The organism is Serratia sp. CoH_122_TC_1 (genome assembly GCF_058191755.1).
Genome location: NZ_JBXWLA010000036.1, coordinates 1 through 10,471, shown reverse-complemented (window position 1 = coordinate 10,471; position 10,471 = coordinate 1). Strand labels below are relative to the sequence as shown.

Below are 10,471 nucleotides of genomic sequence, written 5' to 3'. Positions count from 1 at the left end.
CCTTTCTGGTGTATTCCCTTAGCCCTGGCTACGCGCAAGGCGTCCGTCCCCGTGACTGACCCTGGGCCGGGGCGCCGCCGTCACAAGGGTACGCTTCGCCGGTATCCTCACCCGTTCGCACTCTCTCCCGGTGGTCATTCGCTTGCGCATGCGGCTTGCGGTCCCGCCCTTGCATCGTCAGCTGATACCCCGTCCCGGTCATGTTGTCACGGCGCCAGTCACCCCGCGCCGGCAAAGAGCCAAAAGGGGTATACACCAGAAAGAAGTCGAAACGGGAGGGTTTATGACGAAATTATTGAAAGAAGTTCTGGCCGAACTGGCCACCAACCAGACGAGCAGTACGCTGCAGGATGAGGCGACGGAGGCCACTTTGGTCCGCGTCTCTGGGGCGGCGGAAGCCGTATTGGCGTTCCTGGAACGATGCCCGGGCGATGATCGCGATGTCACCTCGGTTTTCAGCGATTTGATGGCCGATCTCTTCCACCTTGGACAACACCTGCACACCGCCGGTGTTTATGCCGATTTTCCGTTATGGCGACAGGCAGTATTACTGACAGCGATGGGGCACTTTGACGCGGAAACCACCGGGTTTACCGCGATGGAGGCAAGTCACCCGGATGCTGCATTCGCCCTGCTGAGCTACATCAATAGTCGAAAACAGCATGATCAACATCTCAGCGTTGCCGCCAGCTTACTGGCAACAGAACTGGTCCTGCTGAGTGCTCGTCTGGAGCCGTTGTCGAACCAGAATGCACTGACCACCGTCATCGCCGAAGTCTACAAATAATCATCAGGGCGATGAATGTCGCCCATTAAAAAATTGGATATCGCTATGAATAACAAGATTTGTTTCAAAGGTAAAAAGACATTTGAGGTGATCACGCAAGCACGTCAACAGGGGTGTGATGTGCTGCTGGTCAAGGATGAAGGCGTGTATTTGATGGCGGCAGCGCGTACCAAAGGAAAGCGGTTATTGGCCTACGCCGAAGGGTTGGATCCGACGATCCGTGACAGTGGCGACGTGTTTGATGACGCCTGCCGGTTATGTGGTGGGGACGACTTTATGGAACGCCTTCCGTCGAACGATCCGACCTTTGACCATCTGCTCGAGAAACAAGGTCATCTTGAGTTTCTCATTACACAAACCGAGTTCTGTATGACGTCGGTGGGTTAAGAGTGTTGCCCGGTTCGCGTTAATGACAACACCGCGGCGTGATAAAGCTCCATTGATACTCATGCTGAGTTTCAATGGAGCCAGTAGGGGGTTCTTCAATCATAAAGTGACTCAGTTTGATGCGTAACGACGCGAGTGAGTACATAACAAACTCATATTGAGTATTTAAATTTACTCAAAATGAGTAACTATATCTTGATGTAGTCTATGTTTTTCTTATAATGATACTCAAATTGAGTAACTAAAGGAGTGTGAAATGCATATTTGCTGTGATGATGGCTCTACCAATGTGAAACTGGCCTGGTATGTGGCGGGGGATTTACGCACGACCTTGTCACCCAATTCTTTCCGTCAGGGATGGAAAATCGATGGTATCGGCAGCCGTCGCACGTTCAACTATCTCGTTGATGGCGTAAAGTACACCTTTGACGATGTCAGCCAACAGGCGATCAGCACGACCCACATTGAGTATCAGTACGGTGATACCAATCTCCTGGCGGTGCATCATGCCTTGCTAAACAGTGGTGTTGAGCCACAAGCGGTTAAGCTGACCGTCACATTGCCGATCAGTGAGTTTTATACCGAAGACTGTCAGAAAAACACGGTTAATATTCAGCGAAAAATCGACAATCTGCTTCGGCCTGTGACGTTGAACAAGGGGGAGGCCTTTACCGTGGCGGCTGTTGAAGTGATGCCAGAATCCCTGCCTGCGGTGTTTTCTCCCTTGGTGCGGGAGAATGTTGGGCCGCTGGAAACGTCCCTGGTTATCGATTTGGGCGGTACGACGCTCGATGCCGGAGTCATTGTCGGGCAGTTCGACGATGTGATGGCGATCCACGGTAATCCCACCCTGGGTGTTTCGATGGTGACGCAGGCCGCGCTGACGGCGCTGCGTATGGCGGACAGCGATACGAGCGCCTATGTGGCGGATACGGTGATCCAACGCCGCCATGATCGCGCCTTTTTGTCACAGCTGATTAATGATGCTTCCCGGGTTGATGACGTTATCGCCGCGATAGAGCACGGTATCACCCGGCTTGGCGATCGTGTGGTGAACGAACTGGCGCGATTCCGCCACGTTAACCGGGTTTGGCTGGTCGGTGGGGGCGCTCCGCTGATAGAATCTGCGGTAAGAAAAGCCTGGAAACTGCCGGCAGAGCGTATAACGCTGGTCGAAAGCCCGCAAATGGCGCTGGCGAGTGAAATGGCATTGTATAAACAAGAGGGATAACCGTGAGCGATAACAGCAGTGATACCCGCCGTAAATTTACCAGCTATTTGCAGCTGGACTGCGAAGCCGATCGCCATGCCCTGGATGTGGTTGAATCCATTTCGCAGCGAGTACGCGGGGATTTCCTGCGTAATGCCATCATCACAACGGCGGCATTACATCAGCTCGACCCACGATTACCGGTGTTGCTGGCCACGATGTATAACGGCCAGTTGACCAGCGAACAGCTGGTCAACCTGGTCAGCCAGACAACCGGCTGGAAACCCGATATGGCGGCGATCCGCGACGTGATTACGGCGTTGTCCGGTGAGGATTGTCGATCGGTGGTTCCGGTCGAACCTGTTCAACAGCCGAGCGAATTGGCTCCCCTGGGAGAGGCGCGCAAGAAACTGGGTAAATTGCTCTAAGGGGGCAATTATTGCCGGATTATGTGTTTGTTATCGCGTTTCAGGGTGCATAAATTGCCTGTTTTTTAGAAAGGATGGCAATGCATGGATGTTTTTGAATTGAGATTATGGCGTGCCGGTCAATATTTTACGCTGTCTGAGGCGCGTTCGCTACGTCCTGGTAGCCATTGGCGGCAAGAGGATGCAGCTCATGCTCTGGGGGTGTCAGAACGGACTTACCGAACCTATGAAAATAGTGGCGTGTCCCGATCGGCGCGTCTGGGGATCCAGACACTGATGTTGATCCGCCTGCTCCCCGATTTGCTCCGGATGGACCCACCGCAAATCGTCTTGCAACTGCAGGCGCTGACGCGGCATGACCAGATAACACCCCAGTCCAGAGGCGTGGTATCGCTTGTTATGCCTTCTGCAGGTATGAAGGCCTGGCGGGGTTCGCTGGGCTGGACGCAAAAACAGACCGCGGATTATCTTGGTGTTTCGCTGCGGACCGTCAAGCACTATGAGCAGGGGCCTTTGCCGCGTCGGTTGATGTTGGCCGCCCAGGCCGTTACGCTGGCCACGTTGTTGCCGGTCTGGTCAACCTATCCGTGTGCCAGGCTACTGCAGGTGCTGGATCAACTGGTCAATATCGACGTGAACTAGCACAGGGTTTATGGTGGCCAGGGCTGGCCACGAAAAGGATCCCCGGCAGGGCCGGGGCCCCGAAACATCGCGCTCCCGTCTGTCTTGTCATTTTCCTTTTTCCTCCCAACGGTCACTGCCGGCCTCGAACCGGCCGCGACCGATCCCCTGATATTAACCTCCGCGCTTTCTCCCTTTTTCCGCCCTGCAGGCGGGGATCAAAATGATATGGCGTCGCCTGGGCTTACGCCGTAGCCCGAACGTAGCCGTGCCGCTACGCCTGCAAGGGTTCGCGTTGCCCGTATCCTCTCCCGTTCGCACTCCCTCCCTGCGGTCGGTCATTTGCGCTGCGGCCTGCGGTACGGCCCCTGCATTCTCCGCTTTGCGCACGTCTGTGTTTTGGCTACGGCGCAAGCCGATATCCGATAACCTGACTGGAGAAGAATGATGCCTAACTGGTGTGCAAACCGAATTATCGTGACTGGAAACCCAGACCAACTGACCGCCGTGACCGATTTTGCCCGGGACGAAGGGGAGGTGAGTTTTTTCAACGAGGCAGATGTCGATGTGATGGCCTTTGAAGGGACTGTGCAGATTGATTTTGATACACGGTGGGCTCCTCCGGAATGTGCCGATATCCGGGCGCTGAGTAAACAGTTTTCCTGTCACGTCATTCATACGTTCAGTGAGGCAGGTGAGGGGTTCTGCGGTTATCACGTCTATGCATGTGGTGAATATATCGACAGTGCCAGTGACGATTTGGAATGGTCAGAAGAGCGTGATGAATACGGTTACGCCGAGGTTGTTGGCCCGGAATATGTGTTAGGTAACGTCCCGAATTACGGCGGGTAATACGGCGGTTGCGCCCCTTTGGGGCGCTTTTTGGCACAAAAGGAAATACCACAATGTTTGAACGAATGACGATTGCAGGGCTGATTACCCGTTTAAAACGCTATCCCGAAGACGCTTTGTGTGTGGGCAGTTTTTGGCTGGATGATGATTTTCTTGAGTTAGACGGTGCGCTGACTGCCTGCGAAATTGAGGCGGCGATGGAAATCGTTCATGACAACCATGATGCCAATTTTGGGATCAACTGGGATGCTATCCAGCACGCGATTGATATCGTCAAAGCGGAAGGATAGATCGCTTTCACTGGCCGCCATTGGCGGCCGCTAAGGAAAGCCGTTGCCAACGGCTTCACTCTGAGCCTTGTTATACGTGCTGTCGGCGGTGATCACTTTTGCTGTGACAGACATTGCCCTGTTCCGGTTCATCAACAAGGGTACAGGCTAACGCCCGCTTCCTCCCCCGTTCGCCCCCCTCCCGAGGGGCGGGTGTTTGCGCTGCGGCCTCGGTATCGCCCTTGTTTCTGCCCCTGATGGAACGGGGCAGTCTGGTGTCACAGCAACGTGCTCCCCGCACTCATAAATAGCGGAAAGGGGCACCATAAAGAAGCCGGAGAGAAGCAATGAATACCTCAGTAAATACCGTCCAATCCGATGCGGGATCCGTGACCAAAATCGAAGTTACCGATGCACGATGCCGTTTGGCCTTTGTTCCGAGGCTGTTTGCGACGCCGCTGGGTGAGAGTATGGCGATCAGCTTTCTGCATAAACACAGTAATTACGAGGGGGGCATGTGGGCTTTTTACGAGGTTCCGCGCGGGTTAAGCGGCCATGTCGCGCCGTGGACGGATATCATAACAACCCGGCCAACGGGCTACATTGCCCCGACTGAGGGCACGTACAGGCTGAGTATTCCGGGGAACTACTTCGATGCAGAGGTCTCGGCCGATGCCGCTGGAATTATAGCGACCCTGTTTGTATTGAATCAGCTTGCCTGGAAGGTTTCCGAGATGGGAAGCGAATATGCGTTGACCTGTCAGGGACTTATCGACCGTCAGGATGCGCTAAAAGATTATGTCAGCATCATAAGTCACCCTGAGAGAGCGCTGATTTTTCGCGCAATTGATTGAATTATTGTCCGGGCGTTCTGCCCGGATCTTCTCCCTGACGTTTATTTTCTGAGCCATGGGCGATGCGTTTGGCGTCGATTTTGTTTTAGCTCACATCCTCTTTATGTTCGAAGATCAAGGGCTATGGCCCCCGTTCGGCTCCCCGGCGGTGCCGGGTCGTCAGCCCCACTCCGTCAGTTCCGCCGGTTTACCGGCGTCTCAGACTCCGCCGAACCCCTGCGGGTTTCGGGCTATCGCTAGGGTCTGATGGCTAAAGGTCAAGGCAAGGCGCTTGCAGCCGGCTTATTGCCGGCGCCGCTTTCACTGCCCGACCGCCTATGCGGCCGGTCGCTAAGGCTGCCAGGCTAAAGGCCTGGCTCTTTCCGCTGTCTCCCCCAGTCTGCGGCTGCAGCGCATGGAGACTGTCTCCGTGACAGACGCTGGGCCGGGGCGCCGACAGCACAAGGGGTCGCTTCGCCGGTGTCCTCACCCGTTCGCACTCTTTCCTTCCCTCCGGTCGTTCACTCGCTTGCGCTGCGGCCTGCGGCACCGCCCTTGTTCCGTCAGCTGATACCCCGTCCCGGTCTTTGTGTCACGGCGCCAGACTCCCCGCGCCGGCAAAAAGCCAAAAGGGGAATACACCAGAAAGAAGCCGGATAGGGCGGATTCTGGGCACGTTTTATCACTGATGGAGGAATTACCCATGTCCAAGACCACGACCAAGCCTAGTGCAAAAAAAACCGTGAAGACGGATGCTGCTCAGTTTGTTGAAGCGACTCTGGCTCAGGCCGAGTTGAAATATGTCATGCTCAAAGAGCTGGCTGCGACGGATCTCAATGCGCGCATAACGCCCCGCACGAAGGCAGATATTGAAGGGCGAGCGGCCAGTATTGAAGGCGCTGGGCTGCTGCAGAATCTCGTCGTGTATCTCATGGCTGATGGGTTGTACGGGGTTGCTGCCGGTGAAACCCGCCGTTTGGGCCTCAACATGCTGATGGAACAGGGCCGGTCTGCGGCAGGCGTTCCGGTGACGCCAGAATTCAGGGTAGCCGTCTTGGTAGTGAGTGAAGACGACGCTCATGCCATCTCCATCGCGGAAAACGTACAGCGCTCTAATCTGGAGCCAGCTGACCAACTGGAAAGCTTCCGCGTCATGGCGGAAAAGGGAACGTCTGTAGAGCGGATCGGTGCCATCCTTGGTTACAGCACGGCTCATGTCAAAAAATGCCTCAAGTTGACGACCGTCGCGCCAGCCCTGCTGGAACTGCTGAAAACCAACGACATCAATTTTGACCAGTTAGCCGCACTGGGCGCTACCGATGATCACCCGCGTCAGATTCAGGCATGGGAAAAGGGTCATTATTACGAGCAATACCGTACACCCAAGGCGTTGCGTGAAAGCGTGCTGAACGATGAAGTGTCAGCGGTAGAGAGTGATTTGGTCGATTTCGTTGGGCTGGAAGCCTACCAAGCGGCAGGCGGTGAAACCCGTGAAGATTTGTTTGCTGACAGCATCATCCTGACAAATCGGTTGCAGTTGGAAACGATGGCGCTTGCCAAGCTGCAGGACGCGGCGGACGTTGTCGCTAAAGAAGAAGGTTGGGCTTGGGCACAAGGCCGGTGCAAGGAAGTGAGGAGCTGGGGTGAGGATGCAAAGGTTTTCGACGTGCTCTATGCCCATGCCACGTTGAGCGACGAGCAGAATGCAGAAGTTGATCAACTGGAGTCTGAGAAAAAATTGCTCGAAAGCCAGCTCGAGGGCGCTGATGCCGACGACGAGTGGGAGCATACCCCGCGTATCGGGCAAATTAACGCACGTCTTGCCGAGATCAACGAACACGCTGAAATCAACAAATGGTCGCTGGATGTACGCGACACGGCGGGTGTGGTTGCCTATCTGCAAGACGGAAAAATTAATATCCAACGCGGTTTGATGAAGATGGAAGACATCGAGCTGGTTGAGAAAACCGAGCGTGAAAAAGCCAATAAAGAAACCCCACCCTCAGAGAAAGGGTTATCGCAGGTGTTGGTCAACAGTCTGTCTGCCGAACGCACTCTGGCCGTTGCCGCCTCGCTGGCACAAAATTCGATGGTTGCTCTTGTCCTGCACACCTTCACATTGACACGCCGGATCTTTGGAAAGAGGTATTTCAGCGAACTGCATACCTCCGTGGACAGCCAACGCAGCAACTGCCTGAACCAATCCGCGGACGCAGGCAGTGAAAACGGCCTCGCTAACCAGACGCTGAACGCGCTGCATGAGAGCTGGCTGAGTCGTTTTCCGCAGGAGTGGGTCGACGGGTTCGACTGGTTACTGGAATGGCCACAGGAAGACGTGCTGGCGCTGCTGGCCTACTGTGTTTCCCACGGTCTCGATGGCAGAGAGTGCCAATTGCATGACAACCGCGTGGGTACCAAGCTGGCGCGTGTTGAGAAGGCGCTGAACTTCCAGATCGGCGATTGGTGGAGACCGACCTCTGCCAACTATTTTTCACGCATCGCCAAAGACCAGATTGTTGACGCACTCAACAGTGCTGGTCGCGCCGGTAATGCCAGCGACGCCGAGGGCATGAAACGCAAAGAAGCGGCGGAGTTCGCCGAGGCCGTGCTGAAAGAGACCTCTTGGTTGCCCGTCTGCATGTCACCCGCAGCGCCGCCGCAGCCCGTGCTGGAGAGTTCCACTGATACGGGGACTCCCCTCAACACTGATTCTGCTGCTGACGTCCGCGCTGCCGCCTAACTGACAGGGAGCTGCCGCCGGAAGGCGGCAGAGCAAAACCATGAAAAATCAAAGATTGAGCCTTGAGCAGTTAACCGGGATGAGTGCTACCGAACTGGAAGAGTATCGCGATCGGTGCAGGGCGTGGCGGAGAATGCTGAACAATGCGGTGCTGGGTGCGCTGGCGCTGCCGAAGGGGTGGGTAGCGAACGCAGAAGAGGTGTGCGAATTTTGTGGGCAGGTACCCGTGGTGTGTCGGATTAGCCCGAAGGGGGATGATGTTACCGCGATTTATCTGTGTAGCGCGGGGGCGGATGTGCCGGGCTGGTCTGCTGTTCTTCCGTACCAGGGAACATCGTTAACCGCTAACCAGGGCGACTGCATTGCCTGGGTGCATACCGCTGACAATTTTGAGCCGGAGACGATTAATCGGGTATTGAACGTGGTCGGTAAGTACTACCGTCATGGATTCACCCGCCCGGAGAAACTGGCGGTTGCGCTGAGAATGGGGGGATTTTGCGTATGATCCCGAATAATCGCGCACTGGTGCCAGTCAACGAATATCAGCAAGCCGCCGTCCATGCCGTGGTGTTGGTCGAGCGTAAGAAAGAGCAGGGCAAGCGGCTCGCCGCGTTTCCGTATGCCAAAGCCTTTTTCAAGGTTCTGAACAACGGTCGAGGGCAGATTTTAGCGAGCGATATTCGCCAAATATCGTCAAACTATTTCCCGGATGAGCGGGGTGGATCATCCATCCAGCAATACATTGAGGCGCTGGACAGGCTTATTGAGAGCGGTGGCCAATATAGTCCACTTCCGCTGTCCGGCGATGTTGCTGCAACCCTGTTCCCCGCCTATGGCGAACTTTGCCGGGAACGGCGGGAACGAAAGTGGGATATGCAGGCCGAACGGAAAGACCGTTGGCAGTCGAGGGAAAAACAGCAACAGCGCCGTCGCTATCAGAATCAGCTGGCGCAGGCCGAAGTTGAACTGGCGTTTGTAACGCCAAGTACGGTCGGCGCATGGTATGCGTACTGGAGCAAGCGCGACATTTACGAGGACGACCTGACCGAGGGATTTTTCGCGTGGTTCGAGCGGTTTCCGCGCATGGCTGGCTGTAACCTGCAGCATTACAAATCTGATGCGCTGTGGGCGGTGATGGAAAGATTGCAGCAGGTTGAAGCTGATTTGACTGATGACGAACGGGCATTCAACGCGTTGCTTATTCCGAATAAACTGCCACGTAAGGTATGAGGGGAGCGGCTTGAAATACGCGCTCAATGAAGAAAATAATAGTTTTCAACTTGAAAACAATGCGATTGAAGAGTACAATGTTTTCAAGATGAAAACAGGGTAGAGGGATCTGCAGTGCATGTAATTAGCAGACAGCCGTTTAACGAGGCTGCCGGTAAATACCCTAATAGCGCATTGGCGCTTCTGGATTTGATGCGGGTTCTGGAAAAAAAGACCTTCAACAGCCCGGATGAAATGAAAAGAGCGATCCCGTCACTGGATAACTTCAAGTACCGTAAAAAGTGGTGGGTTATCGATGTGTCCGGCAATACGCTGCGGCTTATGGCCTTCATTGACTTTGAAAAACAAAAGGTTTTTGTTAAGCACATTGCGACTCATGCCGAATACGACAAGTTAACCAAGTATTATAGGGAGCATAAAGAATGACTGTTGCCACTCATATCGACGCCGCCAGTGCCGAAGGCATGATCGCGACATTTGCCAACGCGGTGAAATGCATTCCTCTGATGACGGGTGATAAAAGCGAGGCTGAATACAAAAAAGCGCTTGAGCTGATTGAGTATCTTGTCGATCGCGACGAGCTGAGCAACCCGCTTTTTGAACCGCTTGCGGCCAAAATTACAGAGTATGAAAACAGCGCCCCGGAATTTGAGGCGTTTAACCGCCGCTTGGCGGAGATCCCTACCGGGGTCGCCGCGTTGCGTACCCTGATGGATCAGCATGGTTTGAAAGCGGCTGATCTGGAAGATGAATTGGGGTCTAAAAGTAATGTCAGTAACATTCTCAGTGGTCGCCGTGCGTTGACTGTGCAGCACATTAAGGCGCTGGCGACGCGTTTTGATGTCCCTGCTGATTTGTTTATCTGATGGGAAGGACGGGTTTCTGGTGACCTGTCTGACCAACCCCCTAACGACTGACATCGTGAGACGGCGCCTGTGGCGCCGTTTCTTTTATCCGTCGTCCTGCTGTGCGTTTTCTTTTTTCACTGCCCTGTTGGTTCCAACCGGCGTTGAGCCGGCAGGAACCAATGCACCCAACGCTTGCAGCAGGCTGTCGCCTGCGCCGCTTTCACTGCCCGACCGCTTGTGCGGTCGTTCGCTGATGCCGCCAGGCA

The 10,471-nt window shown here is 54.8% G+C and carries 13 protein-coding genes; all 13 read left to right on the top strand.

Annotation, left to right across the window (positions count from 1 at the left end):
- The first annotated feature begins 283 nt into the window (after nucleotides 1–283).
- On the top strand, nucleotides 284–787 hold the full coding sequence (locus AC2FC2_RS26425) for a hypothetical protein (protein ID WP_130016790.1): 504 nt from the start codon (nucleotides 284–286) through the stop codon (nucleotides 785–787).
- Nucleotides 788–832: 45 nt separating this feature from the next.
- Nucleotides 833–1,174 (top strand): DUF3085 domain-containing protein, encoded by a 342-nt coding sequence (locus AC2FC2_RS26420; protein WP_165366319.1) that lies wholly within the window; start codon nucleotides 833–835, stop codon nucleotides 1,172–1,174.
- Between the two features lie 256 nt (nucleotides 1,175–1,430).
- Nucleotides 1,431–2,405 (top strand): plasmid segregation protein ParM domain-containing protein, encoded by a 975-nt coding sequence (parM, locus tag AC2FC2_RS26415; RefSeq protein ID WP_130016788.1) that lies wholly within the window; start codon nucleotides 1,431–1,433, stop codon nucleotides 2,403–2,405.
- A gap of 2 nt (nucleotides 2,406–2,407) precedes the next feature.
- Entirely contained in the window at nucleotides 2,408–2,812 is a 405-nt protein-coding gene (locus AC2FC2_RS26410; RefSeq protein WP_129935331.1) for a plasmid partitioning/stability family protein, read from the top strand.
- A gap of 84 nt (nucleotides 2,813–2,896) precedes the next feature.
- Nucleotides 2,897–3,454: a helix-turn-helix domain-containing protein gene (locus AC2FC2_RS26405; protein ID WP_130016787.1), complete on the top strand. Its 558-nt coding sequence runs from the start codon at nucleotides 2,897–2,899 to the stop codon at nucleotides 3,452–3,454.
- Nucleotides 3,455–3,877: 423 nt separating this feature from the next.
- The gene (locus AC2FC2_RS26400) at nucleotides 3,878–4,285 is read left to right on the top strand and encodes a DUF1281 family ferredoxin-like fold protein (protein ID WP_165366320.1); all 408 of its coding nucleotides are present in this window, start codon (nucleotides 3,878–3,880) and stop codon (nucleotides 4,283–4,285) included.
- Nucleotides 4,286–4,338: 53 nt separating this feature from the next.
- Nucleotides 4,339–4,575 carry a hypothetical protein gene (locus AC2FC2_RS26395; RefSeq protein ID WP_130016784.1) on the top strand — a complete coding sequence of 79 codons (237 nt, stop codon included), beginning with the start codon at nucleotides 4,339–4,341 and terminating at the stop codon, nucleotides 4,573–4,575.
- Nucleotides 4,576–4,901: 326 nt separating this feature from the next.
- Complete coding sequence (locus AC2FC2_RS26390) at nucleotides 4,902–5,408, top strand: antirestriction protein (protein WP_130016783.1); 507 nt, start codon at nucleotides 4,902–4,904, stop codon at nucleotides 5,406–5,408.
- A 682-nt stretch (nucleotides 5,409–6,090) separates the two neighbouring features.
- A complete protein-coding gene (locus AC2FC2_RS26385) occupies nucleotides 6,091–8,127 on the top strand; it encodes a ParB/RepB/Spo0J family partition protein (RefSeq protein WP_130016782.1) in 2,037 nt (678 codons plus the stop codon).
- A 40-nt stretch (nucleotides 8,128–8,167) separates the two neighbouring features.
- Nucleotides 8,168–8,632 carry a conjugation system SOS inhibitor PsiB gene (gene psiB / locus AC2FC2_RS26380; protein WP_130016781.1) on the top strand — a complete coding sequence of 155 codons (465 nt, stop codon included), beginning with the start codon at nucleotides 8,168–8,170 and terminating at the stop codon, nucleotides 8,630–8,632.
- Nucleotides 8,629–9,357, top strand: a complete 729-nt coding sequence (locus tag AC2FC2_RS26375) for a plasmid SOS inhibition protein A (protein ID WP_130016780.1) — start codon at nucleotides 8,629–8,631, stop codon at nucleotides 9,355–9,357. Before psiB ends, AC2FC2_RS26375 begins: the two co-directional genes overlap by 4 nt.
- Nucleotides 9,358–9,471: 114 nt before the next feature.
- Nucleotides 9,472–9,783: a type II toxin-antitoxin system HigB family toxin gene (locus AC2FC2_RS26370; RefSeq protein WP_017891116.1), complete on the top strand. Its 312-nt coding sequence runs from the start codon at nucleotides 9,472–9,474 to the stop codon at nucleotides 9,781–9,783.
- Nucleotides 9,780–10,223: a helix-turn-helix domain-containing protein gene (locus AC2FC2_RS26365; RefSeq protein ID WP_127147056.1), complete on the top strand. Its 444-nt coding sequence runs from the start codon at nucleotides 9,780–9,782 to the stop codon at nucleotides 10,221–10,223. Before AC2FC2_RS26370 ends, AC2FC2_RS26365 begins: the two co-directional genes overlap by 4 nt.
- The last annotated feature ends 248 nt before the right edge of the window (nucleotides 10,224–10,471 follow it).

What these genes read in the sequence shown, in the direction of transcription:
- AC2FC2_RS26425 (WP_130016790.1), top strand. Translation starts at nt 284, where the DNA reads ATGACGAAATTATTGAAAGAAGTTCTGGCCGAACTGGCCACCAACCAG.
- AC2FC2_RS26420 (WP_165366319.1), top strand. Translation starts at nt 833, where the DNA reads ATGAATAACAAGATTTGTTTCAAAGGTAAAAAGACATTTGAGGTGATC.
- parM (WP_130016788.1), top strand. Translation starts at nt 1,431, where the DNA reads ATGCATATTTGCTGTGATGATGGCTCTACCAATGTGAAACTGGCCTGG.
- AC2FC2_RS26405 (WP_130016787.1), top strand. Translation starts at nt 2,897, where the DNA reads ATGGATGTTTTTGAATTGAGATTATGGCGTGCCGGTCAATATTTTACG.
- AC2FC2_RS26400 (WP_165366320.1), top strand. Translation starts at nt 3,878, where the DNA reads ATGATGCCTAACTGGTGTGCAAACCGAATTATCGTGACTGGAAACCCA.
- AC2FC2_RS26395 (WP_130016784.1), top strand. Translation starts at nt 4,339, where the DNA reads ATGTTTGAACGAATGACGATTGCAGGGCTGATTACCCGTTTAAAACGC.
- AC2FC2_RS26390 (WP_130016783.1), top strand. Translation starts at nt 4,902, where the DNA reads ATGAATACCTCAGTAAATACCGTCCAATCCGATGCGGGATCCGTGACC.
- AC2FC2_RS26385 (WP_130016782.1), top strand. Translation starts at nt 6,091, where the DNA reads ATGTCCAAGACCACGACCAAGCCTAGTGCAAAAAAAACCGTGAAGACG.
- psiB (WP_130016781.1), top strand. Translation starts at nt 8,168, where the DNA reads ATGAAAAATCAAAGATTGAGCCTTGAGCAGTTAACCGGGATGAGTGCT.
- AC2FC2_RS26375 (WP_130016780.1), top strand. Translation starts at nt 8,629, where the DNA reads ATGATCCCGAATAATCGCGCACTGGTGCCAGTCAACGAATATCAGCAA.
- AC2FC2_RS26365 (WP_127147056.1), top strand. Translation starts at nt 9,780, where the DNA reads ATGACTGTTGCCACTCATATCGACGCCGCCAGTGCCGAAGGCATGATC.